The organism is Aeromonas rivuli (assembly GCF_020149575.1).
Taxonomy (GTDB): domain Bacteria; phylum Pseudomonadota; class Gammaproteobacteria; order Enterobacterales; family Aeromonadaceae; genus Aeromonas; species Aeromonas rivuli.
In genome coordinates this window covers 3,442,991-3,467,465 of the sequence record NZ_CP079742.1, presented here as the reverse complement: position 1 = coordinate 3,467,465, position 24,475 = coordinate 3,442,991, and the positions used below count along the sequence as shown (strand labels likewise).

The 24,475-nt window shown below is 64.1% G+C and carries 17 protein-coding genes; 10 read left to right on the top strand and 7 right to left on the bottom strand.

The genetic code is table 11. The features are described from left to right. Positions 1–98: 98 nt before the first annotated feature. The gene (locus tag KYK33_RS15955) at positions 99–1,682 is read right to left on the bottom strand and encodes an EAL domain-containing protein (protein WP_224431163.1); all 1,584 of its coding nucleotides are present in this window, start codon (positions 1,680–1,682) and stop codon (positions 99–101) included. A 126-nt stretch (positions 1,683–1,808) separates the two neighbouring features. After that, the gene (locus tag KYK33_RS15950; protein ID WP_042040944.1) at positions 1,809–2,669 is read right to left on the bottom strand and encodes a Tim44 domain-containing protein; all 861 of its coding nucleotides are present in this window, start codon (positions 2,667–2,669) and stop codon (positions 1,809–1,811) included. 127 nt (positions 2,670–2,796) lie between these two features. Here KYK33_RS15950 and KYK33_RS15945 point away from each other — a divergent pair, with 127 nt between their 5' ends. The 3 genes from KYK33_RS15945 (at position 2,797) to alr (ending at position 5,622) form a co-directional block, all read left to right on the top strand. Further along, positions 2,797–2,973: a hypothetical protein gene (locus KYK33_RS15945; protein WP_224431162.1), complete on the top strand. Its 177-nt coding sequence runs from the start codon at positions 2,797–2,799 to the stop codon at positions 2,971–2,973. Further along, positions 2,958–4,352 carry a replicative DNA helicase gene (gene dnaB / locus KYK33_RS15940; RefSeq protein WP_042040943.1) on the top strand — a complete coding sequence of 465 codons (1,395 nt, stop codon included), beginning with the start codon at positions 2,958–2,960 and terminating at the stop codon, positions 4,350–4,352. Before KYK33_RS15945 ends, dnaB begins: the two co-directional genes overlap by 16 nt. A 196-nt stretch (positions 4,353–4,548) precedes the next feature. After that, the gene (gene alr, locus KYK33_RS15935) at positions 4,549–5,622 is read left to right on the top strand and encodes an alanine racemase (RefSeq protein WP_224431161.1); all 1,074 of its coding nucleotides are present in this window, start codon (positions 4,549–4,551) and stop codon (positions 5,620–5,622) included. A 481-nt stretch (positions 5,623–6,103) separates the two neighbouring features. Here alr and putA read toward each other — a convergent pair whose 3' ends face one another. Continuing rightward, the gene (gene putA, locus KYK33_RS15930; protein WP_224431160.1) at positions 6,104–10,087 is read right to left on the bottom strand and encodes a trifunctional transcriptional regulator/proline dehydrogenase/L-glutamate gamma-semialdehyde dehydrogenase; all 3,984 of its coding nucleotides are present in this window, start codon (positions 10,085–10,087) and stop codon (positions 6,104–6,106) included. A 558-nt stretch (positions 10,088–10,645) separates the two neighbouring features. On the opposite strand from putA, the gene KYK33_RS15925 reads away from it, so the two are divergent. Next, the gene (locus tag KYK33_RS15925; protein WP_042040940.1) at positions 10,646–11,083 is read left to right on the top strand and encodes a VOC family protein; all 438 of its coding nucleotides are present in this window, start codon (positions 10,646–10,648) and stop codon (positions 11,081–11,083) included. Between the two features lie 55 nt (positions 11,084–11,138). Here KYK33_RS15925 and fumC read toward each other — a convergent pair whose 3' ends face one another. Further along, positions 11,139–12,530 carry a class II fumarate hydratase gene (gene fumC / locus KYK33_RS15920; protein WP_224431159.1) on the bottom strand — a complete coding sequence of 464 codons (1,392 nt, stop codon included), beginning with the start codon at positions 12,528–12,530 and terminating at the stop codon, positions 11,139–11,141. A gap of 142 nt (positions 12,531–12,672) precedes the next feature. On the opposite strand from fumC, the gene KYK33_RS15915 reads away from it, so the two are divergent. Genes KYK33_RS15915 through KYK33_RS15905 form a run of 3 tightly spaced genes read left to right on the top strand, consistent with a single transcriptional unit; the run spans position 12,673 to position 15,736 of the window. Continuing rightward, positions 12,673–13,101 (top strand): MarR family winged helix-turn-helix transcriptional regulator, encoded by a 429-nt coding sequence (locus KYK33_RS15915; protein ID WP_042040938.1) that lies wholly within the window; start codon positions 12,673–12,675, stop codon positions 13,099–13,101. 27 nt (positions 13,102–13,128) lie between these two features. Next, complete coding sequence (locus tag KYK33_RS15910; protein WP_224431158.1) at positions 13,129–14,190, top strand: HlyD family secretion protein; 1,062 nt, start codon at positions 13,129–13,131, stop codon at positions 14,188–14,190. 10 nt (positions 14,191–14,200) lie between these two features. Next, on the top strand, positions 14,201–15,736 hold the full coding sequence (locus KYK33_RS15905) for a DHA2 family efflux MFS transporter permease subunit (protein WP_224431157.1): 1,536 nt from the start codon (positions 14,201–14,203) through the stop codon (positions 15,734–15,736). A gap of 90 nt (positions 15,737–15,826) precedes the next feature. Here the strand turns inward: KYK33_RS15905 and pepE are convergent, their stop codons facing one another. The 3 genes from pepE to KYK33_RS15890 form a co-directional block, all read right to left on the bottom strand. After that, on the bottom strand, positions 15,827–16,555 hold the full coding sequence (gene pepE / locus KYK33_RS15900; RefSeq protein WP_224431156.1) for a dipeptidase PepE: 729 nt from the start codon (positions 16,553–16,555) through the stop codon (positions 15,827–15,829). A gap of 142 nt (positions 16,556–16,697) precedes the next feature. Further along, a complete protein-coding gene (locus KYK33_RS15895) occupies positions 16,698–17,309 on the bottom strand; it encodes a response regulator transcription factor (RefSeq protein WP_224431155.1) in 612 nt (203 codons plus the stop codon). Between the two features lies 1 nt (position 17,310). Beyond that, positions 17,311–19,134 (bottom strand): sensor histidine kinase, encoded by a 1,824-nt coding sequence (locus KYK33_RS15890; protein ID WP_396021402.1) that lies wholly within the window; start codon positions 19,132–19,134, stop codon positions 17,311–17,313. Positions 19,135–19,450: 316 nt separating this feature from the next. On the opposite strand from KYK33_RS15890, the gene dsrO reads away from it, so the two are divergent. The 3 genes from dsrO to KYK33_RS15875 are packed head-to-tail and all read left to right on the top strand — an operon-like array spanning position 19,451 to position 24,445. Beyond that, positions 19,451–20,236, top strand: a complete 786-nt coding sequence (dsrO, locus tag KYK33_RS15885) for a sulfate reduction electron transfer complex DsrMKJOP subunit DsrO (protein WP_224431153.1) — start codon at positions 19,451–19,453, stop codon at positions 20,234–20,236. Continuing rightward, positions 20,226–21,338: an NrfD/PsrC family molybdoenzyme membrane anchor subunit gene (gene nrfD / locus KYK33_RS15880; RefSeq protein WP_224431152.1), complete on the top strand. Its 1,113-nt coding sequence runs from the start codon at positions 20,226–20,228 to the stop codon at positions 21,336–21,338. The genes dsrO and nrfD overlap by 11 nt, the downstream gene beginning before the upstream one ends. Next, the gene (locus KYK33_RS15875; protein ID WP_224431151.1) at positions 21,338–24,445 is read left to right on the top strand and encodes a tetrathionate reductase subunit A; all 3,108 of its coding nucleotides are present in this window, start codon (positions 21,338–21,340) and stop codon (positions 24,443–24,445) included. The genes nrfD and KYK33_RS15875 overlap by 1 nt, the downstream gene beginning before the upstream one ends. Positions 24,446–24,475: the final 30 nt, after the last annotated feature.

The window sequence follows — 24,475 nt, the reverse complement described above, 5'->3', positions numbered from 1 at the left end:
AAAGAGCCCATTCGGGCTCTTTTCTTATCTGGGCGTCAGCCGCTCTGCAAGCCGGTGCCGTGCTGGGTCCCCACCACGAAATGAGATGGCGCCGGGCCTTAGTCGAAGGAGGGGGTCAGCAACACCGTTTCGCCCGGGGCGACAGCCGATGGAGACGGCTTGCTCAGCTGCAGCAGGAACTGCTGCTGGGGCTGGGGTTTGGCGTAGAGGTAACCCTGCTGGAAGTGCACCTGGCGCTGGCGCAGAAAGTCGGCCTGCTCCTGGGTCTCGACCCCTTCGGCGACCGTATCCAGACCGAGACGGGTCGCCAGATTGATGGTGTTGTCGAGTATGTGGTGAGAGAGCGCGTCTGTACCGATCATGTCGACGAAGCTCTTGTCGATCTTGAGCAGGTCTATCTGGAATTTTTGCAGATAACTCAGGCTTGAATTGCCTGTGCCAAAGTCATCCAGCGCTATCTTGACCCCTAACTCATGGAGGGCGCCAAACAGCTGCTCGGTGATGAGGGTGGGGGTGATGAGCTCACGCTCGGTCAACTCCAGTACCAGTACCAAGTCTCGGCGCTCGAAGGCGGCCAGGAAGGCCCTGCAATCATCGAGCAGGCTGAGATCCTGGCAGTGGCGGGCGCAGATGTTGAAGCCGAAGTAAAAGTCAGGGGGAAGGAGGTGAACCTTAGGGGCAAGTGCCTGGCTCACCTGCTGCATCAGGCTGCGGGTCATGGGGACGATAAGGCCGCTCTCCTCGGCCAGGGGAATGAAGAGATCCGGGCGGATCAGCCCCTGATGCCTGTGCTGCCAGCGCATCAGTACCTCGCAGCCACGGATGGCCTTGCTCTGGCTATCTATGATGGGTTGCAGATAGGGGATGAACTCCCCGTTGCCTAGGGCGCGTCTGAGCTCCTGGGTCGGGGTGGATATGTGCCACCACCAGCGGTAGACGCTGAGCCCCGTCATGAGTGCCAGCACCAGGCAGAGCAGCAGGGCGGGCCTTTGCTGTTCGAGCAGATATTGATGGAGCTGCGCCTGGCTGAAACCAAAGCGCACGCTATAGGGATAAAGAGTGGAGTCGAGCTGGACGTTATCCCCCATCAGCGGCGGCGGCGGCTCCAGATGTATGACGCCATGGGTGCCAATCCAGCGATCGCCGACCTTGATCAAGGTCTGGGGACCAGTAAGAGTCCAGTCTAGATTGCGGAACAGGTTATAAGGGTCGATAGCGACCTGGACACCTGTACCGCCGAGGTCCAGATGATAGAGAAAGAGTTGAGAATGGCGGCCCAGGGGCGAGCTGGGTAGCAGGCGCAACTGACCCCCTATGTAGCTGTCCCTGTGTTCAGGCACATCGACCTCTTCGAAAATAGAAGAGCAATAAAGGTGGCCATTGCGAGTGAGATTGATGGCGCGAATATAGGGAGAGGAGGCGGCCAGCATGCGAAGTTCTCGCGCGGCCGTCGTGCAGGCGCTGCCCGCCAGGGGTGTGGCCTGCATGGTTATTTCTTTACTGTCTTCCAATACCTGATCGATCTGTTCCACGGCATCAAGAGCTGCGTTGTGAGCCTGTTGACGCAGGTCGGATCGGGTTTGCCAATAAAGCGCGGTGAGTGCGGTGAGTGCGACCAACAGGAGAGACAACAGGCTGTTCAGCAGGCGAGGCTTGTTGCTGCGCATGAAAGAGAGGGGCATAGCCTGACCTTGGTGGAAAATGGCCGCTGAGTTTACTGAGGGGGAGAGGGATAGACTAGTGCATTTCACATTCTACAAATGATAAAAGCGACCATAAGGTCGCTTTTTCAACAAACAAGGCAGGAATCAGAGCTGTTCGATACCAGTGATATGCCAGGGGGCACCGGCCTTGGCCAGGTTGCGCTCCAGGTGCCATACCTCTTTGATATCTTCCTCAACCTGCTCCTGGCGGTCCATGTAGCGGCCGCTGAAGCGCACGCTGACCTGAGCCCAGTCGCTGCCGTGGTCGGCGCGGACCAGCTGGGTGTCCACATACATCACTTCGGTATGCTGCTCACCGGTCAGTTCGGCACGCTCTGTGATGAGCTGTTCGAACAACTCCGGGCTCAGATATTCACGCATCTTCTCCAGATCGTTCTGGTTCCAGGCCTCTTGCAGGGTGCGGTAGTGATCGCGGGCACCGGACAGGAAACCGTTCATGTCAAAGCCCGGCGGCAGACGGAAAGGCACATCGCTGTCGGCAAAGCCGGTCGCCTGGGGGGCGCTGCTGCTCTGCTCGAACTGCTGTGGTGCCTGGGGCTGATAACCTGCTCCGGCATAGGCCGTTCGCTGCTGCTGTGGCATCTGGGCCGCCTTGCTGCGGCGCAGGGCACGGATCAGGAAGAAGGCGCCGAGGGCCAGAGCCGCTATCAGCAACATGTCCATGCCTTGCAGGCCTTCGAAGGCACCGCCACCGAGCAGGGCTGCAAACAGGCCACCGGCCAGCAGGCCGCCGAGCAGGCCGCCCATCATGCCGCTCTTCTTGGGAGCCCCTTGGGCGCCCACTGTCGGGTTCTTGCTGTCAACGGGCTTGGCGGCAGGCTGGGCCGGTGCCGTCTTGTAGCTCTTGCCAAAAGATTTACCGCCGCCAAATTTCTTGGCTTCGGCGATGGGTGCCCCCAGGCCAACGGCCAGGATCAAGGCAAACAAGGTCAGCATTTTTTTCATTTTGACGCTTTCACTCTCAGCAATGGATGGGGCATGCCCCGTTAGTGGCAAGGCGCATGGCAAGCTGCCAGTCCCGCTATGTGTCGCAGCTTGTCACTAGGAGTAACACTCCCGGCATGAATTATTCATGAACGAATTTATCAAGGTACCAGCCTGCCCGAACGGCGATCTCTTGGCAAATCGCGGCGGCCTGGTCGCTTATCCGGCACGCGGCCAGATTAGCGCTCGCGGTGGCGGGCTTTCTTTTGTAAAATTCTCGTCCCCTTCCCGCTGCGGTTTTTTAGGTGTATGGCAGAGCAAGTGACGGCGAAAAAAGACGCCAAGACACAACAGCTGAAAGTCCCCCCCCACTCTTTTGAGGCAGAGCAGTCCGTACTGGGCGGCCTGATGCTGGATAACGAGGCCTGGGACAGGGTCGCCGAGCGGGTGATCGACAAGGATTTCTACAGCCGTCCCCATCGGCTGATCTTCCAGGCCATGGCGCGCCTCTCCAATACCGGCAACCCCATCGATCTCATCACCCTGCAGGAGGAGCTGGAGCGCTCCGAGCAGCTGGAAGAGTCGGGAGGTTTTGCCTATCTGGTGGAGATCGCCAAGAATACCCCGAGCGCCGCCAACATCAGCGCCTACGCCGAAATCGTGCGCGAGCGCGCCGTGGTGCGGGAGATGATCTCGGTTGCCAACGAGATAGTCGAAGCGGGTTACGAGCCCCAGGGTCGGACCTCCGGCGATCTGCTCGATCTGGCCGAGAGCAAGGTATTCAAGATTGCCGAGCAGCGCACCAGCGCCAATGAGGGGCCACAGCCGCTCAAGCTCATTCTGGAGCAGACGGTCGACAAGATTGAGGAGCTGTTCAAGACCCCTCACAACGGGGTGACCGGGGTCTCCAGCGGTTATGGAGATCTCGACAAGATGACCGCCGGTCTGCAGCGCTCGGATCTGGTGATCGTGGCGGCCCGTCCCTCCATGGGCAAGACCACGTTTGCCATGAACCTGTGTGAGCACGCGGCCCTCACCGCCGACAAGCCGGTGCTCATTTTCTCCCTGGAGATGCCCTCCGAGCAGATCATCATGCGTATGCTCGCCTCGGTCGGGCGCATCGATCAGACCAAGGTGCGAACCGGCCAGCTCGACGACGAGGATTGGGCGCGGCTCTCCTCCACCATGGGGCTGCTGCTCGAGAAGGGCAAGATGTACATCGATGACGCCTCCGGCCTGACCCCGACCGACGTGCGCTCCCGTGCCCGGCGCATCGCCCGTGAGCACGGCGGCCTCTCCATGATCATGATCGACTACCTGCAGCTGATGCGGGTTCCGGCGCTGTCTGACAACCGAACCCTGGAGATCGGTGAAATCTCCCGCTCCCTCAAGGCGCTGGCAAAAGAGCTGCAAGTGCCGGTGGTGGCGCTCTCCCAGCTCAACCGAAGCCTGGAGCAGCGCGCCGACAAGCGGCCGGTCAACTCGGATCTGCGGGAATCGGGCTCCATCGAGCAGGATGCGGATTTGATCATGTTCATCTATCGCGACGAGGTCTATCACGATGACAGCCCCGACAAGGGGGTGGCCGAGATCATCATCGGCAAGCAGCGTAACGGCCCGATAGGGCGTATACGACTCACCTTCCAGGGTCAGTTCTCCCGGTTCGACAACTACGCAGGTCCGGCGTTTGATGATGATTACTAAGGTGATATTGGTTTAGGTATCACCATGTTCGCCCTGACAGGGGATGGCCGAGTCAGTGCTCGTAGCTCCCGTCAGAGCCAGTTTTCCCGGTTCGACAATTATGCCGGTCCGGCCTTCGACGATGATGACTCAGGGTTGACACCACAAGGTGCCTGGCGCATTCACGCGCCATCACGCCCTCGCATAGGGAAAACAGATGAAAGCGGCTATTGCCCAAATTGATACCTCGGCCCTGCGCCACAACCTCGCCGTGGTCAAGCGCCACGCCCCTTCCTGCAAGATCATCGCCGTGGTCAAGGCCAACGCCTATGGCCATGGCCTGCTGCCGGTCGCCCGTACCCTGGTGGACGCGGACGCCTATGCGGTGGCCCGCATCGAAGAGGCGCTGATGCTGCGCTCCTGCGCCGTGGTCAAACCCATAGTGCTGCTGGAGGGGTTCTTCTCCCGGGCAGACTTGCCGGTGCTGGCGGCCAACAACCTGCAGACGGCGGTGCACACCTGGGAGCAACTCGAGGCCCTGGAGCAGGCCGAGCTGCCCGCCCCGGTAGTGACCTGGCTCAAGCTCGACACCGGCATGCACCGGCTCGGGGTGCGGGCCGAGGAGATGCCCGCCTTTATCGCGCGCCTCGCCAAGTGCAAGAACGTGGTGCAGCCGTTCAACATCATGACCCACTTCAGCCGCTCCGATGAGCTCGAACAATCGACCACCCGCGAGCAGATCGATCTGTTCAGCCGCCTGACTGCGCCGCTCAAGGGCGAGCGCGCCATGGCGAACTCGGCGGGGATCCTGGCCTGGCCCGATTCCCATTGCGACTGGGTGCGCCCCGGCGTCATCCTCTACGGCGTCTCCCCCTTCCCGGACACGGTGGCGGCGGATTATGACCTCAAGCCGGTGATGACCCTCAAGACCCAGCTTATCGCGGTGCGGGATCACAAGGCCGGCGAGCCGGTGGGCTATGGCGCCAACTGGGTGTCGGACCGCGATACCCGGCTCGGGGTCATCGCCATCGGCTACGGTGATGGCTATCCGCGCATGGCGCCCAACGGCACCTCGGTGCTGGTCAATGGCCGCATAGTGCCCCTGGTGGGCCGCGTCTCCATGGACATGACCACGGTGGATCTCGGCCCCGGCGCCACCGACCAGGCCGGCGACGAGGCCGTACTCTGGGGCGAGGGCTTGCCGGTGGAGCGAGTCGCCGAGGAGATAGGCACCATTCCTTATGAGTTGATCACCAAGCTCACCTCCAGAGTCTTTATGGAGTACGTCTGACCCTTTGACTGGGGATGACGGCCGAGGAGATAGGCACAATCTTCTCCTTACGAGCCGATCACCAAGCTGACGTCCAGAGTCTTTATGGAGTACGTCTAACCCTTTGATTGGGGATGGCGGCCGAGGAGATAGGCACAATCTCCTCCTTACGAGCCGATCACCAAACTCACCTCCCGGGTGTTTATGGAGTACGTGTAGGTCTGGGACCTCGGTTTAGAAGGCAATGAATGGCGGAGACAGGCGTGACCTTTCCCCTACGAGCCCATCACCAAGTTCAGCTCCCGAGTCTTTATGGAATCTGTGTAGGGTCGATTAGCGAAGCGTAATCGGCCGCTGCCATAACCAAGTAAGTTCCCCCGCTGGATGCACCAACAAGAAGGCCGCCCCGATAAGGGCGGCCTTCTTTTATGCTCGTTTATCCCATGGCCGAAAGAACAAGCCCCGCATCGGCGGGGCTTGAGTCTCTGTCACTATGTGGCGCTTAGCCTATGGTCATCAGGCTGGCGTTACCACCGGCGGCGGCGGTGTTGACCGAGAGGGCGTGCTCGACAAGCAGCCGCTCCAGCGGGATGTCGGTCTCGCCACGGTGCAGGCCGTGCACGCCGACGATGGCGCCGGGACGGGCGGCGGCGAGCTTGCTCACCTCGATCAGCTGATCCGAATCGCCGTGGTGCAGCAGGGCATCGAAGCCGATGTCGCTGTTTGCCCAGTCCCCGACCAGCTGGATGCGCTGTTGCACCTCCGTTGGCAGGCTGGCGAGCAGGGTGCGACGCTCGGCATTGTCCTGCCACAGCACCTCGGTTCCGACCGCCAGACAGGCCGCCAGCTGGGCCAGCAGATCCGCCTTGGCCTCGTTATCGTCGGCGGCCAGACAGAGCACCCGCTCCCGGGGCAGCAGGCTGTATGTGTTGCGCTCGCCGGTGGGGCCGACCAGCACCTGGGTCAGGCCGCTCTGGGCCAGCTTGGCATACTGGTCGCAGAGGATGACGAGGGCCGGAGCCTGTTTGGCTGCCCAGTTGCGCAGGGCCTGCAGGGCCGGTTTGGTCGCCTCGGTCTGTTGAGATGCACCGGACTCCTGGCGCAGCTGACTGGCCACCGCATCCTGCGGACGGGTGGCGAGCAAGCGGTACATATAGAGCGGACCGCCCGCCTTGGGACCTGTGCCGGAGAGGCCCTCGCCGCCGAATGGCTGCACCCCGACCACGGCGCCCACTATGTTGCGGTTCACATAGAGGTTGCCCACCTTGGCGGTGTTGACCACCTGGGCGATGGTCTCGTCAATCCGGGTATGGACCCCCAGGGTCAGGCCGTAGCCGCTGTCGTTGATCTGCGCGAGCAACTCGCCGAGCTTGGCACGGGGGTAGCGCACCAGGTGCAGCACCGGGCCGAACACCTCGCGGCCGAGTTCGTCCAGGCTGTCGAGCTCGATCAGGGTCGGCAGCACGAAGGTGCCGCGGCTGTAATCGGCCCCCTTGTCTGCACATAAGGGGACGCGGGCAATCTGGTGCACCCGGCGACCCTTGTCGCTCATGGCCTTGATGTGTTGCTCGATGTTGGCCTTGGCCTCGGCGTCGATCACCGGGCCTATGTCGGTGGAGAGGTGCTCCGGGTTGCCGACCTTGTACTCGGCCATGGCGCCCTTGAGCATGCGGATCACCCGATCCGCCACATCTTCCTGTACGCAGAGCACCCGCAGGGCGGAGCAGCGCTGACCGGCGCTGTCGAACGCCGAGGAGATGACGTCCATCACCACCTGTTCGGTCAGGGCGGAGGAGTCGACGATCATGGCGTTCTGACCGCCGGTCTCGGCGATGAGCGGTATGGTGCGACCCTGGGCGTCTAGGCGACCGGCCAGGTTGCGGGAGATGATGCCCGCCACTTCGGTGGAGCCGGTGAACATGACGCCACGCACCCGCTCGTCGGCGATAAGGGCGGCGCCCACGGTCTCACCGCGGCCCGGCAGCAGTTGCACCGCGCCGGCGGGCACGCCGGCTTCCAGCAGGATGCGCACCGCCTGGGCGGCGATGAGCGGGGTCTGCTCCGCCGGTTTGGCGAGCACCGTATTGCCGGCGGCGAGCGCCGCGCAGACCTGGCCTGCGAAGATGGCCAGCGGGAAGTTCCAGGGGCTGATGCAGACCACGGGGCCGAGCGGTCTATGGCTGTCGTTGGCGAAGTGGTTGCGGGCCTGGGCTGCGTAGTAGCGCAGGAAGTCCACCGCCTCGCGTACCTCGGCGATGGCGTTGCTGAAGGTCTTGCCGGACTCGCGCACCAGCAGGCCCATCAGGGGTTGCAGTTCGGACTCCATCAGGCTGGCGGCTCTGTCCAGCACGGCGGCGCGCTCGGCGGGCGGGGTCGATTGCCAGATCTGGCCGCTGGCCAGGGCGCAGCCGAGGGCAGAATCGACCAGCTCGGGGGTGGCTTCGCTCACCTGACCGACGACATCGCGGTGATCCGCCGGGTTGAGCACATTCAGGAACTCGGTCGGTGCCTCAGTGTCACAGCCCGGCTGTTCATTACCCAACATGGGCAGCGCCTGATAGCGGTTGTTGGTGCTGGCGAGCAGGGCGGCGGAGAGCGACCCCAGGCGGTGTTCGTTGGCCAAGTCCAGCCCTTCCGAATTGGGACGGGCCTCGCCGTACAAGTCCCGCGGCAGCGGAATACGTGGATGAGGCAGGCCCAGGGTGCCTTCACGGGCGGCCATCTGTTCGATCTGCTGCACCGGATCCTGTACCAGATCCTGCAGAGAGATGTTGTTGTCCGCGATGCGGTTGACGAAGGAGGTGTTGGCCCCGTTCTCCAGCAGGCGGCGCACCAGATAGGCGAGCAGGGTCTCGTGGCTGCCGACCGGTGCATAGATGCGGCAGGGGCGGCCCAGCTTGCCATCGGCAACCTTGCCGACTACCTGCTCATAGAGCGGCTCACCCATGCCGTGCAGGCACTGGAACTCGTACTGACCGGGGTAGTAGTTCTGCCCCGCCAGCTGGTAAATCGCGGCGAGTGAGTGGGCGTTGTGGGTGGCGAACTGCGGGTAGATGGCTTCCGGCACCGCCAGCAGCTTGCGGGCACAGGCGAGGTAGGAGACATCGGTGTAGGGCTTGCGGGTATAGACCGGATAACCCTCCAGGCCGTTGACCTGGGCCAGCTTGATCTCGCTGTCCCAGTAGGCGCCCTTCACCAGCCGGATCATCAGGCGGTGACGGCTGCGCTTGGCGAGATCGATCACATAGTCGATCACATAGGGGCAACGCTTCTGGTAGGCCTGGATGACGAAGCCGATGCCGTTCCAGTCGGCGAGGCTCGGGTCGAAGCAGAGCCTTTCCAATAGATCGAGGGAGATCTCCAGCCGATCGGCCTCCTCGGCGTCGATGTTGATGCCGATGTCGTACTGTTTGGCGAGCTGGGTCAAGCCGAGCAGGGTGGGGTAGAGCTCTGCCATGACGCGATCGTACTGGGCGCGGCTGTAGCGCGGGTGCAGGGCGGAGAGCTTGATGGAGATGCCCGGACCCTCGTAGATGCCGCGGCCGTGGGAGGCCTTGCCGATGGCGTGGATGGCCTGCTCGTAGGAGGCCAGATAACGCTTGGCGTCCTCCTCGGTGAGGGCCGCTTCACCCAGCATGTCGTAGGAGTAGCGGAAGCCCTTGCTCTCGGTGCTGCCGGCGTTGGCCAGCGCCTCGGCTATGGTCTCGCCGGTGACGAACTGCTCCCCCATCAACCGCATGGCCATGTCGACGCCCTTGCGGATCAGCGGCTCGCCGCCCCTGCCGATCAAGCCTTTGAGGGAGCTGTTGAGGCCGGCCTCGTTATGGGTCGAGACCAGTTTACCGGTGATGAGCAGGCCCCAGGAGGCGGCGTTGACGAACAAGGAGGTGCTGTTGCCCAGATGCTGGCTCCAGTTGCCGCCGCTGATCTTGTCGCGAATGAGGGCATCGCGGGTCGCCTTGTCGGGGATGCGCAGCAGCGCCTCGGCCAGGCACATCAGTGCCACCCCTTCCTGAGAGGAGAGGGAGAACTCTTGCAGCAGACCCTGCACCAGCCCTTGACGACCGCTGGCACCCTTCTGGTTGCGCAGCTTCTCGGCGATGCTGGTGGCCAGCTTCTGGGTGGCCTCTGCCTTCTCTTTGGGCAGGCGGGCCTGCTCCAGCAGCATGGGCACCGCCTCGGTCTCGGGGCGGCGATAGGCGGAGGTGATGGCGGCGCGCAGCACGGACTGCGGCAAGATGCTCTCGGCAAATTCGAGGAACAGTTGCAGACCCTGTTCGGTCAGGGTTTCCACCGACTCTTCTCCCGCGGCGGCGGCCAGACCAGAGAGTTCCGTGGGGGTCAGGCCACGCTCCAGCTGCTCCAGATAGGTGAAGATCGCCTGCTTGATCAACCAGTGCGGGGTGCGGTCGATGGTCTGCGCTGCCTGCTTGAGCCGGTCGCGGGTCGCTTCATCGAGTTTAACGCCAAGGGTGGTAGTAGCCATGGGACTTCCTGTATCTGTGCCGGCGAGAATATTGCCGTATGGTTAAATTCCGATGAGGATGGCGCAACCAGGTGCAACCTTCAAGTTAGAAATTTTAATGTCTCCGTTACATGGTTGCGTTTGGATAAGCGCGCTGGCGGGGGCTGGCGGTGAAAAACAATGCAGTGTCAGTGTGTTGCGACAAGATAATGAAGTTAAAAATATGTCTCAAAAATGTGCGCTCGCTACGGACGCATAAACGGAGGGTTGCACCTTTTCTCAGTCGTATCGTGGTGTGGGTGCAACCCATGGTGTGGGTGCAAATGGAGGTTTGTCGGCCTTGTGCCAGGGGTCAGGATCTGTCACAGGGCGCCGCAGACGGCATATCCGTTGATTGGCGATGCCAGCCCAGGGGAAGGCCTGTGCCAATGGACATGCTGCCTAGGTTGGTATGGCTGACACAGTGCAATGGGCTGGCGCTGCCCGCACGGTGAGAGGAGGCCATTGAGGCGATGGAGCCGCGCTCTTCTATGCTGATAGCTGGCCTCGTAACCCGTAATCAGTGACAAGGAGTTCACCATGGCGCGTGTCAGTACCTATCTCAACTTTGCCCGGGAGACGGAGGCGGCGTTCCTCTTCTACCGGGAGGTGTTTGGTGGCGAATTCAATGGCCCCATCCACAGGTTCAGCGATTCACCGGGCTGCCCGGGTCAGGATCCCGTCTCCCCGGAAGATGGGAACTTGGTGATGCATGTGGAGCTGGCCATCCTGGGCGGCCATGTGTTGATGGGCACGGATGCGCCGGCCAGCATGGGGTTCACCCTGGTGCAGGGCAACAACAGTTACCTCAATCTGGAGCCGGACAGCCGGGCCGAGACCGACTGCCTGTTTGCTGCCCTTGCCGAAGGCGGCAGCGTAGAGATGGAGTTACAGGAGATGTTCTGGGGTGACTACTTTGGCAGCCTGGTGGACAAGTTCGGTACCCACTGGATGTTCAACTGTCAGAGCAAGAGCTGAGACGGCTTTGCTAATGAAAAGGGCGCCATGGCGCCCTTTCGGTTTTTACTCGTGGCTATTTGTTTCGGCCCACCATCTCGGCAGGCACCACCCAGAGATCGAATTGCTCGGCACTCAGGTGGCCGGAGGCGATGGCCGCTTCCCGCAGACTGATCCCCTGATGGTGTGCCTTCTTCGCTATCTCGGCGGATTTGTCGTAACCGATGTGGGGGTTCAGCGCCGTGACCAGCATCAGGGAGTTGGCCACCAGCTCGTCGATGCGGGCCTGGTTCGGGGTTATGCCGCGGGCACAGTGATGTTCGAAGCTGGTCATGGCATCGCTGAGCAGGCGCACGCTCTGCAAGAAATTGTGGGCAATCATGGGCCTGAACACATTGAGTTCGAAGTTGCCGCTGGCCCCGCCGATATTGATGGCCACGTCGTTGCCCATCACCTGCGCCGCCACCATGGTCAGCGCCTCGCACTGGGTCGGATTGACCTTGCCCGGCATGATGGAGGAGCCTGGCTCGTTCTCCGGGATGTTGATCTCCCCTATGCCACTGCGCGGGCCGCTGGCGAGCCAGCGCACATCGTTGGCGATCTTCATCAGGCTGGCGGCCAGGGTCTTGAGGGCGCCATGGCCGTGGACCAGGGCATCGCAGCTCGCCAGAGCCTCGAACTTGTTCGGCGCTGTGACCAGAGGCAAGCCGGTCTGGCTGGCGAGCTCCCCGGCTACCGCCTCGGCATAACCGGCTGGCGCATTGAGGCCAGTGCCGACCGCGGTGCCGCCCAGCGCCAGTTCGCACAGATGGGGCAGGGCGGCTCGAAGATGGCGCTCTCCATGGGCGAGCTGAGCGGCCCAGCCGGAGATCTCCTGACCCAGGGTAAGGGGGGTGGCATCTTGCAGGTGGGTGCGGCCTATCTTGACGATATGGTCAAATGCCTTGGCCTTGTGCCCCAGGGTCTGGCGCAAGCTGGCGAGGGCGGGCAGCAGATGCGCCACTATGGCGGTCACGGCGGCGAGATGCATGGCGGTGGGGAAGACATCATTGCTGGATTGACTGCGATTGACCTCGTCATTGGGATGCACCAGACGCTCCTCGCCGCGCATGCCACCGAGCAGCTCGCTGGCCCGGTTGGCGAGCACCTCATTGACGTTCATGTTGGTCTGGGTGCCAGAGCCGGTCTGCCAGACCACCAGGGGGAACTCATTGTCATGCTGACCCGCCAGCACCTCGGCGGCGGCGGCAATGATCGCCTCGGCATGGCGATCCTTGAGCAGCCCCAGCCGCTGGTTGACCCGGGCGCTGGCGCTCTTGATTTGCACCAGGGCACGAATGAGCTCGGGACTCTGCCGCTCCACCGAGATGGCGAAGTGGTGCAGGGATCGCTGGGTCTGAGCCCCCCACAGCCGGTTGGCCGGTACCGCGATCTCTCCCAGGCTGTCCCGCTCCATCCTTGTCTTCATCGTCGTTCCCCTTTTGTTGGCTAGATCAGCAACTCTTGGCTGTAGAGCCTTAGCATGCTGGCAACAAGAGAGGGAGGCCAGCATTGAATTTAAACATGCATTGTATATAATAAGTAATGCTTACTAATTTATTGGTCTCGCTATGATGAAACAACCTGACACCCTGGGCTTCCTGATCGGCGACGTGCATCGCCTGATGCGTCGTCACTTCCAGCAACAGTTGGAAGGGAGTTGTCTGACCCTGGCCCAGGCCCGTGCCCTGGTCCATATCGCCCGGCATGAAGGGATGCGTCAGGTTGAGCTGGCCGAGCGGCTGGATATCCAGCCTATCACCCTGGCTCGCCAGCTCGATCAGCTGGCCCAGAGTGGTCTGGTCGAGCGACGCCCGGATCCCGATGACAGGCGTGCTCATCAGCTGTTTTTGACCGAAGCGGCCGTCCCTCACCTGCAATGCATCAAGCGGGCTGGCGACGCCGTACATCGCAGTGCCATGGGCGATCTGGATGAGAAGGCGGCGAACGCCCTCTATCAGGCGCTAAAGACAATGCACGACAACCTTTCCCAGAGCTGATCTTCTCGATTTTTCGGAGTGTTTCTCATGACTACTGATCCGACTTCCGCCCCTGTGGCGGTTTCCGACCGACGCCGTACCCGACTGTTACTGCTGGTGGCGGTCCCTCTCATTGCCCTGTTTGGATGCGGCGTCATCTATATGCTGGGAGGGCGCTATGTGGAGACCGACAACGCCTATGTGAAGGCCGACAAGGTGCCGATCAGTACCGAGGTGCTGGGCCGGGTAGACAAGGTGATGGTCAAGGAGAATGCCCAGGTCAAGGCCGGGGATCTGATGTTCGAATTGGATCCCGCCTCCTTCGAGCTCGCCGTGGGCAAGGCCGAGGCTGAGCTTGCCAAGGTACGCACCGATCTGGTGGCATTGCAGACCAGCTATCGCGGCCAGCAGGCCGAGATAGCCGTGGCTCATACCCGCAACGCTTATGCCCAGAAGGAAGAGCATCGCCAGGCAGATCTGGTTGCCAGGCACTTCACCTCGACCGCCAACTATGATGATGCCCGTCAGCTCACCATACAGACGGCGCAGCAACAGGTGGCGCTGGAAGAGGGGCTCAAGAAGATAGAGGCTTCCCTGAACGGTGACGTCAATCTGCCGGTCGAACAGCAACCCGCCTATATGGAAGCGGCCGCCGAATTGGCCAAGGCAAAACTGGATTTGGCCCGTACCAAGATCTATGCCCCGGTCAATGGCATCGTCAGCCAACTGCCCAAGTCTGGCCAGTACAGCATTGTGGGCATGACCGCCATGATGCTGGTAGAGACCGATCAGCCCTGGATAGAGGCAAACTTCACCGAGACGGATCTGACTCATGTCCAGCCTGGCCAGCAGGTGAACATCAGTGTGGATACCTATCCGGATGCTCGCTGGACAGGGGTGGTCGAGAGTCTTAGCCCGGCGACAGGTTCAGAGTTCTCGGTGATACCGGCCCAGAATGCGACCGGCAACTGGGTCAAGATCACCCAAAGGGTCGCGGTCAGGATCCGGTTGGACGATGCCAGTGCAGCGCCTGCGCTCAGGGCTGGACTCAGTGCCGTGGCCGAGATAGATACCGGCCATCACCGCAGCCTGCTTGGCTGGTCGTTGTGAGGTGAACCCTATGACAACAGCGACTCAGGAAGGACCCAGCAAGGCACATCTTGGCTTCATCACCCTGTCGGTCATGCTGGCCACCATCATGCAGGCGCTGGACACCACCATAGCCAACGTGGCCCTGCCCCATATGCAGGGTGCCATGGGGGCGACCCAGGATCAGATCTCCTGGGTGCTCACCTCCTACATAGTGGCGGCCGCCATCTTCATGCCGCTGACCGGCTTCATCTCTGACCGAATTGGCCGCAAGCGGTTGTTCATGTGGTCGGTGGCGGGTTTCACCATCGCCTCCATGCTGTGTGGCGCGGCCCAGAGTCTGGAGCAGATAGTGCTGTTCCGGCTGCTGCAGGGGATCTTCGGCGCCAGCCTGGTCCCCCTCTCCCAGGCGGTACTGCTCGACAGCTATCCCCCTGAAAAGCATGGTTCTGCCATGGCGATGTGGGGCATAGGAGTCATGGTTGGCCCCATCCTGGGCCCCTCGCTCGGGGGTTGGCTCACCGAATACTACAACTGGCGCTGGGTGTTCTACATCAACCTGCCGTTCGGTCTGCTGGCCTGGTTCGGCCTCGCCGCCTTCATCGAGGAGACCAAGCTCAATAGCAGTCGGCGCTTCGATCTGCTCGGCTTTGCCCTGCTCAGTATTGGCATAGGCGCGTTGCAGATGGCGCTGGACAGGGGCCAATCCCAGAACTGGTTCGCCAGCGCCGAGATCGTCATAGAGACCGGGTTGGTGGTGCTCTGCTTCTACCTGTTCGTGGTGCACATTTTCACCCACTCGCACCCCTACATAGAGCCGGCCCTGTTCAAGGATCGCAACTTCAGCGTCGGCCTGGTGTTCATCTTCATCGTCGGCATCATCTTGCTGGCGACCATGACACTGCTGCCCCCCTTCATGCAGGGATTGATGGGTTATCCGGTGATCGATGTCGGCTACCTGCTGGCGCCACGGGGAGTCGGCACCATGTTCGCCATGATGCTGGTGGGCAGGCTGTCGGGTCGGGTGGATGTGCGCATCCTGATCCTGCTGGGGCTGCTGCTCACCAGCTTCTCCATGTGGGAGATGACGCTGTTCAATACCGACATCAGCAACTGGGACATCATCCGTACCGGGGTCGTTCAGGGCCTGGGTCTGGGTTTCATCTTCGTGCCGCTCTCCACCATCACCTTCGCGACCCTGGCGCCCCGTTTTCGCACCGAGGGCACGGCCTTGTTCAGCCTGATGCGCAACATCGGCAGCAGCATCGGCATCTCTGTGGTGATCACCTATCTGGCCCAGCGCACTCAGATGAATCATGAGGTGTTTGCCTCCTACATCACCCCCTTCAACCAGGCGCTGCATCATGGGGGAGGCATGGCGGAGCTGATGACGCCCAAAGGGCTCAGCGCGATAAATGGCGAGGTGACCCGCCAGGCCAGCCTGCTCGCCTATCTGCAGGACTTCCGGCTGATGATGTGGGTGAGCCTGTGCGCCATTCCGCTGGTGTTGCTGCTAAAAGCCCCCCAGCGGGGCGCCGGCAAGGAGGAGATGGCGATCCTGGAGTGAGTGCCCTTGCAGGACTTCACCCCGGCGCGAGGGGGCAAACGAAAGAGGGATGGCCCAGGCCATCCCTCTTTTCATTGCAGTGCCCCTGACTCAGAGCTTGGGGATGAAGGGGGTGAGGGCGGCCAGGGGAGCGGCATCCTCATGCTCCTGGATCGTCTCGCCGTGCTTGAAGATCTTGAAGCCTTCGCCGCGCACGCTCCAGTACTCGACGGTCTCGCCGCTGATCTGCAACAGGCTGGCTTCGCGCAGGGCCACCACGGATTCGCTCGGATTGATGGCGCAGAACTCGGCGAGCCGCTCGTCCCGGGTCTCCCCCATGTGGCCGCTGATGCTGGCGTCCAGATAGTGGGGATTGATCTGCAGCGGGAACAGGCCCAGGGCCGGCAGCACGGCGGCGCTGCACACCGGCATGTCGTTGGTGGTGCGGATGCTCGGGGTCGCCACGTTGCAACCTGCGCTCCAGCCCACATAGGGCACGCCCCGTTCACGCACGGCGCGCTGTATGGGCACCACCAGACCGTATTCGTGCAGCAGCTGGTTCAGGCGCCAGGTGTTGCCGCCGCTGATAAAGATGGCGTCTGCCTGGTTGATGGCCGCCACGGGATCGTCGAACTGGTGGATGCTGATGGTCTCCACTCCCAGGCTCTCGCTGAGATCCTGGGCGCGGGCATCCCAGTCGCTGCGGATCACCGCATAGGGGATGAGCAGGATGCGCTTGACCTGTTTGCGGGCGAGCAGGGTCTGCACCCGGTCGCGGGCCCAGCCGAGCAGGCCCGGGTGTTCGGTGGTTTTTCCGTTGCTCAGTAACAGCAGTTCCATGATGTCTCCTCGAAATAATGCGCAGGACCTAGGTCGGCCCTGATAAAGGGAAGGGGCTACTCTACCCCCAAGGCGGCGCCAAGTGTGTGATCTCGCCACGTTTTATCTCCCGGGGCTGGGGTTTGCCCATGGCGTGAGCGATTCAGGGCTGCCCATTGACCGCCGCATAGCGCAGCATCAGCTCGGCCAGTGAGCCCACCTCGAGCCGCCTCATCAGGCTGGCGCGGCACACCTCGACGGTGCGCACCGAGATGCAGAGATCCTGCGCTATCTGCTGGTTCTTGTGGCCTTGGGCGATGAGCTGCAACAGCTGGTGCTCGCGGGAGGTGAGCCGCTCGAAAGCGTGTCGATGGGCAAGGCGCGCCGCCGCGGCCAGGGTCGCCTGTTCGGCCCGCGCGATGGCGGCGAGCAGGGGCGCCAGCTGCACCGGCTTTTGCAAGAAATCCACAGCCCCCTGCTTGAGGGACTCCACCGCCAGGGGCACCTCCCCGTGGCCGGTGAGAAACAGTATGGCGATGGGGCTCTGGGCCGCCTTCAGCCGCTGCTGCACCTCGGGGCCCGACAGCCCCGGCATGCGGCAATCCAGGACGAGGCAGGCGGGCAGGTGCAGATCGACCTCTGCCAGGAAGCGCTCGCCGTCGGCAAAGCAGCGCAACTGGCGTTCGTCGCAGATCTCCAGCATGAAGCGCAGGGAGTCGAGCACGGCCTGATCGTCATCGACCAGGTAGAGGGGAGGGCGGTCAACGGGCTGCATATCAGCTCCTTGGATTGGGATGGGAAGCGACCTCAAGCCGCTGCTGAGGGGCGGGCAGGGTCACCCGGGCCAGGCAGCCATGGGGGCTCAGGTTGCTCAAGGCGAGCTGGCCGCGATGACACTCGACCACGTCCCGGCAGATGGCGAGCCCCAGCCCCATGCCGCCCTCCTTGTCGCTGTGAAACGCCTGTTGCAGCAGCGCCTCTGGCATCCTCAGGCCGGGGCCGTTGTCGCGGATCTCCAGGATCAATAGCGCCGCCTCGAAGCAGACAAGCAGCTCGACCCGGCCCGGCTCAGCCCTTTGCGCCGCTGGGCCGTTCGTTCGGGCCGCGCTCTCGGCGCCATTCTTGATGAGGTTCATCAGCAACTGTTCCACCCCTATGCCATCCAGGGGGAGCAGGCGCGGCTGCCCCTGCCAGCGCAGGGTGAAGGTGACGCCGAGGGGGGCCAGCATCTGACCGAGCAGGGGTTGCAGGCCCTCCACCAGGGCGACCAGGTCCGTGGGCTCGGCTTGGCGCGGGCGCTTTTGCAGCCGGGCTCTGAGTCGCTGGACTGTCTGGGTGATGCGCTGGACCTGCAGGCCAATCTGCTCCAGGGCCTGGCGCAGGGGCTCCTGTGATGCGGTCGTGGCCGGATCCTGCCCCTGCCTCGCGAGGCGCAGCAGGGCACCCTGGCTGTAGTTGGCGATGGCGGTGAGGGGCTGGTTGATCTCGTGGGCCATGTTGGCGCCGAGTTCGCCGAGCTCGGCGAGGCGTCTGGCCTGCTCGAGCTGGCGTCCCTTCTCCTCGAGTTGCTGGCGGGTGGCGAGCAGTCGGCGCTGGCTGCGGTTGAACAGCCGTTGCAGCAGCAGGTGGTGGCCGCCGAGCAGCAGCACCAGCGCCAGGGCGCCCCAGCCCCACTGCTGATGCTGGCGCAGCCAGTGCCAGGCCGATTGCCACCAGGGGCCCTGCAGGGGGTGGCGATCCAGCGCCTTGAGCAGGCGGTCGATGCCAAGCTGGCTGGTGGGCACTGTCCAGCCCGCCGAATCGGCGGCCATGGCCGCCTCGCTGTCTGCTGGCAGGTCGAACAGTGCTCGCGTCACCGCCAGAGCAAGCGCAGGGGAGGCCTGCTCCGTCTGGGCGAAGGCCCAGTTCGGGTAGAGCCGGGTCGAGCTCTGGCAGCCAAAGCCCGCCGGCGCCTGGTTGTCCAGCACCCGAAAATCCGAGTCGGCGACCTTGCCCTCCCGCACCATGCGCTCCAGCTGGCACACGGGCACTATGGCGGCGGCGACCTCGTCCGCTGCCAGCTGCTCGATGAGCCTGTCCAGGGGGAAGCCGGTGAAGCGCACGGCGGAGAAGAAGCGCTCCAGCCTGACCCCCTGCTCGTCTGCCTCGAAGCGGTAGGCGAGGTAGCCACCGAAGGCGTTCTCCGACACGGCGGCGACCGGCCGCCCCTCGAGATCCTGCCAGTGCCGGTAGGGGGCATGGGCGCGCACCACCAGGGCGGCGCCTATGGCGAGGTTGTCACCCCCCGCCGGGCTCTTGAGGGTGGCGAGCCAGGCCAGCGGATACTGGCGCGCCAGACTCACCGACTGGCCCGGGTTGGTGATGACAAAGTCGAGCCTGTTCTGTGCGACGGCCTCGGCCAGGGCATCGAGCTCCAGGGGCACCAGCGCGAAGCGCCGCTCTGGCACGCGATCATCCAGCCAGCCCATCAGCGGCTGCCACTGCTGTCGGGCGAGGGGGAGGCCGCGAGTCGCCAGCACGCCGACTCGCACCGGCTCTACTTGGACTGATACGGACACAGGGTGGCTCGGCTCGGGTGCGGCCAAAGCGGGCAGGGCCATCAGCCAGAGCAGCAGGCAGGACAGCAGCCAGCTCAGCCGCTGGCACCGGAACGATGGCGAGGGTTGGAGGAACAGGGGCGCGAACATAGGCGGCCAGTCTATCACCGGGAGGGGCATCAGGGGCCGGCTTGACCCCCTGTCGGGCGTGCAATGGGGGGCCCGTCACAGTTCGGCCAGAGGCCCGCCGCTTTTCTTGCGCTGGATCAAGGGGGCCCCCGCTATGTGGAAAACCACAATAGAGACGGATTTTTGTGGCGGGGACAATGGCCTCATCCCCACGCTTGCCCCCTAGGCAAGCCAGCAGAAGGAATAGTCCATGGAGCCCAGCAAGCGCCGATTGTTATCCGGCATTGCCGCCATCACCGCCGGGGCGGCCCTGATCCCCGTCGCTCAAGCCAGGAGCCCGCGCCATGCCGCCCCGGGTGCCCGCCCAGCCATAGGCCGGGGCGATCCCGGCAAGCGCTACGGCATGCTGATCGATCTGCGCCGCTGCGTCGGTTGTCAGGCCTGCACCGTGGCCTGCACCATCGAGAATCAGCCCCCCCTCGGCCAGTTTCGCACCACGGTCAGCCAGTACGAGGTGAGCGATGTGGCGGCACTCGATGCCCCCGCCTCCCTCTTGATGTTGCCGAGGCTCTGCAACCACTGCGCCGAGCCCGCCTGCCTCGACGTCTGCCCCACCGGCGCCACCTTCCAGCGCGATGACGGCATAGTGGTGGTCAACAACGACTGGTGCGTCGCCTGCGGCTACTGCGTGCAGGCCTGCCCCTATGACGCCCGCTTCATCAACCACGAGACCAACACCGCCGACAAGTGCACCTTCTGCGCCCACCGGCTGGAGGCGGGGCTCTTGCCCGCCTGCGTGGAGAGCTGCGTCGGCGAAGCGCGCATCATCGGCGATCTCAACGATCCCAAGAGCCAGATAAGCCGGTTGCTGCGGGAATATGAGTCCGCCCTCAAGGTGCTCAAGCCCGAGGCCCATACCCAGCCGCGGGTCTTCTATCTGGGCATGGATGAGGCCTTCGTCAGCAAGATCGACGGCCATCCGGCGCAGCGTACCCTGCTCGGCGACGACGGCAAGGAGATAGCCCATGACCATTAACGAACTGCTGGCCCCGGATCAGCCCATCACCTGGCTGCCCTGGGCGGTGCAATATTTCTTCCTCATCGGCCTCGCCTATGGGGCCCTCTGGCTGGGCGCGGCCGATCTATGGCGCAAGGTACCGGATCGGCGGCTGCAGACCCTGGCCGCCGTGCTGATGATGGGGGCCGGTCTGGTGGCGCCCATCGCTCTGACCGCGGATCTGCACCAGCCAGCCCGGGCCTGGCACTTCTACGCCCAGACCCGCTTCACCTCCATCATGTGGTATGGCGCCTACCTGCTGCCGCTGTTCAGCCTGCTCAGCATGGGGCTGGGCTGGCTGCTGATAAGGCCGAACCTGGCCAGGCGTGGGGAGGAGCATGACAGGGTCGCCGCCCTGGCGCGGCTGCTCTGCCTGGGGAGCTGGTCCGGCGAGCGCTGGCGCAAGGCGCTTGCCTTGATGGCGGCCTTGAGCGGGCTCAGCATAGCGCTCTACACCGGGCTCGAGACCATGGTGGTAGAGGCGCGGCCCCTCTGGCACACCTCTTGGCTTCCCTGGTTGCTGGCGCTGAGCGCCGTGCTGGCGGCCCAGAGCGCCCTGCTGCTGCTCAACCGGCTGCTGGCCGGCTGGCAGCAGTGCACGGAGGCGGGGCTACTGTGCCAGATCCGCCCAACCCTTGGCCTGCTCGCGCTCTCCCTGCTGGGCTGGGCCCTGCTCGGTGGCGCCTCGGCGGCTGAGGCTGGCGCCCTCTATCGGCTCGATCCGAGTTGGCGGCTGGCGGCCCACTGGCTGCTGCTGACCCTGGGCCTGCTCGGCCTGTTGCTGCTGGCGGGGCACCGGCTCTCCCCCCGTCTGCAATCCTGGGGCGTGGCGCTGCTGGCGCTGCACCTGGTGTGGGGCCTGCGCTGGCTGGTGCTCATTCAGGGGCAGCTGGCACCGAAATATGGCGCCGGCGTCTATGTCTACCAGATCGCCTGGGGGCCGGCCGGGGTGCTCGGCATCCTCGGCACCTTCGGCCTGCTGCTGGCCCTGCTGGTGGCGCTCTCCGAACTGGTACGCGCCCCGGCTCTGCCATCCGTCACCCAGGCATCCACCACTCATTCCGCTCGCGAGGCAATCTGATGGATCACAGCAAACGCAAGTTTCTCAAGGGAGCCGCCATCGCCGGGGGCACGGGGCTGTTCGTGGCCGGTTACAGCGACACCCTCAAGCAGGTGGTGAGCGGGGTGGCCACCGGCAGCTCGGGCAAGCCGACCCGGGATCCCATCCACGGCAACTCCCTGGCGGTGGAGTACAGGGTCGATGATCGAGGGGAGATCCACCCCAACCCGGCCCAGCGGCTGGCCAACACCATGTGCCTCGGCTGCTGGACCCTGTGCGGGGTGCGGGCCCGCATCGACAACGAGAGCGACAAGATAGTGCGCATCCTCGGCAACCCCTACCACCCGCTCTCCGCCCTGCATCACATCGACTTCAAGACGCCGGTCAAGCAGGCGCTGATCGCTACCAGTGGCTATCAGGAGGGGGGCCTGGATGGCCGCTCCACCGCCTGTGCCCGGGGCAACGCCATGCTGGAGCAGCTCGACAGCCCCCACAGGGTCACCCGCTGTCTCAAGCGGGTCGGCCCCCGTGGTAGCGGTCGCTGGCAGAGCATCCCCTTCGAGCAGCTGATCGAGGAGGTGGTGGAGGGGGGCGATCTGTTCGGGGAGGGCAGTGTCGAGGGGCTCAGGGCCATCCGCAACCTCGCCGAGCCGCTCGATCCCGCCAACCCGGAATATGGCCCCAAGGCCAACCAGCTGCTGGTGAGCAACGCCTCGGACGAGGGGCGCGATACCTTCATCAAGCGCTTCACCTTCAACGGCTTCGGCACCCGCAACTTCGCGAACCACGGCGCTTACTGCGGCCTGTCGTTCCGGGTCGGGGCCGGCGCCCTGCTGGATGATCTGGAGAAGAACGCCCACCTCAAGCCCGACTGGGACGAGAGCGACTTCCTGCTGTTCATGGGCACCTCCCCCCAGCAGTCCGGCAACCCCTTCAAACGCCAGTCCCGCCAGCTGGCGGCGGGGCGGGCACGGCAGGGCAAGCCCTTCTCCTATGTGGTGGTGGCCCCCAGTCTGCCCAACACGGTGAACATGCCGTCCGCCCCCACCAACCGCTGGCTGCCCATCAAGCCCGCCACCGACTCGGCCCTGGCCCTGGCCATGTTGCGCTGGATCATCGACAACGATCGTTACGCCGCGCCCTTCCTGGCGGCCCCCAATGCGGAGGCCGCCGAACGGGCCGGCTATCGCGGTTTCAGCAACGCCAGCCATCTGGTGATAAGTGACGAGTCGCACCCCCGCTTCGGCCAGATGCTGCACGCCAGCGATCTGGGGCTGCCCTTTGAGGGCGAGGCCTATGGCGAGGGGGATGCCGTGCTGGTGATGGAGGCGGACAGTGACGAGCCGACACCGGCCGGCCGTTGCGAGCGGGCCAGCCTCTGGGTGGATCGCCGCATCCCGACCCCGGGCGGGGCGTTGGCGGTCAAGAGCAGCTTCCAGCTGCTGGCCGAGGCGAGTCGGGAGCACAGCCTCGAGCAATACAGCGCCGAGTGCGCCGTGCCGGTGGCCGACATCAAGGAGCTGGCCCGGGAGTTCACCAGCCACGGCACCCGGGCGGCGGTGATCACCCACGGCGGCACCATGAGTGCCAACGGCTTCTACTCGGCCTGGGCCATCATGATGCTCAACGCCATGATAGGAAACCTCAATGCCAAGGGTGGCGCCGTGGCGAGCGGCGGCAAGTTCAATCCCTTCGGGAGCGGGCCGCGCTACGATCTGGAGAGCTTCCCCGGCATGGTGAAACCCGCCGGCGTCTTCCTCTCCCGCTCCAAGTTCCCCTACGAGAAGACCTCCGAATATCGTCGCAAGAAAGAGGCGGGGCAGAACCCCTATCCGGCCCACGAGCCCTGGTTCCCGATCTCGGGCCCGCTGCTCGGCGAGCACCTGACCGCGGCGGTGAGCGGTTACCCCTACCGCGCCAAGGCCTGGATCAACCACATGGGCAACCCGCTCTACGGTCAGGCCGGGCTGCACCAGGCCATAGGTGAACAGCTCAAAGACCCTAGGGTGTTGCCGCTGTTCATCAGCATCGACAGCTTCATCAACGAATCCTCGACGCTGTCTGACTACATAGTGCCTGACACCCTGACCTACGAGTCCTGGGGCTGGGCAACCGCCTGGCACGGGGTCATGACCAAGGTCTCGACCGGGCGCTGGCCTGTGGTGGAGCCTAGGGTGGTCAAGACCGCCGAGGGGGATCCGGTCTGCATGGAGTCCTTCCTCATCGCCGTGGCGAAACGCCTCGGCCTGCCGGGCTTCGGCGAGAGGGCCCTGAAAGGGGCGGATGGCAAGCTGCATGGGCTCAACAAGGCGGCGGACTTCTCCCTCTACGGGGCGGCCAACGTCGCCTACCTCGGCCAGCCGGTGCCTCCCATCGGCGCTGAAGACCTCGCCTGGTCCGGGGTGGAGCGGATCCTGCCGACCCTCAACGCCACACTGAGCGCGGAGGAGGCGAGTCGCGCCGCCTACCTCTTTGCCCGGGGCGGGCGCTTCGAGCCGGTGGCCAAGGGGCGCGATGAATCGGGGCAGCCGAGCAAGCGTTGGCCCAAGCCGCTGATGCTGTGGAACCCGGCGGTGGGCAGCCGCCGTCACAGCCAGAGCGGCCAGTTCCTGAGCGGCACCCCGCGCTTCTTCCGGGCCCAGCTCGCCGACGGCACGCCGCTGAGCGAGGCGTTCAAGCCGGCCCAGTGGCCCCTGCTGCTCACCAGCTACAAGTCCCACACCATGAGCTCCATGAGCATAAGCTCGGATCGTCTGCGCCAGGTGCACCCCAGCAATGGGGTGCGGCTCAACGCCCAGACGGCGGCCAGGCTTGGCATAGTGAGCGGGGACAGGGTGCGGGTCAGCACCCCCAATGGCAGCGTGATCGGGCTGGCCGAGTGCGTGGCCGGGGTGCAGGTGGATGCCATCGCCATCGAGCACGGCTTCGGCCACAAGGAGCTGGGGGCGCGGGCGCACTGGATAGACGGCCAGCCGGTGGCGGCCAGCGCCCTGCGCGGCGCCGGGGTGAACCTCAACGATCTGGCGGTGCTGGATCCGAGCCGCCACGGCCGCTACCCGCTGGTGGACTGGGCCATCGGCTCCTCGGCGCGCCAGGGCTTGCCGGCCCGGGTCGAGAAGCTGGTCTAGCGCCAGATGCAAAAAAAGCGGGGCCATCAT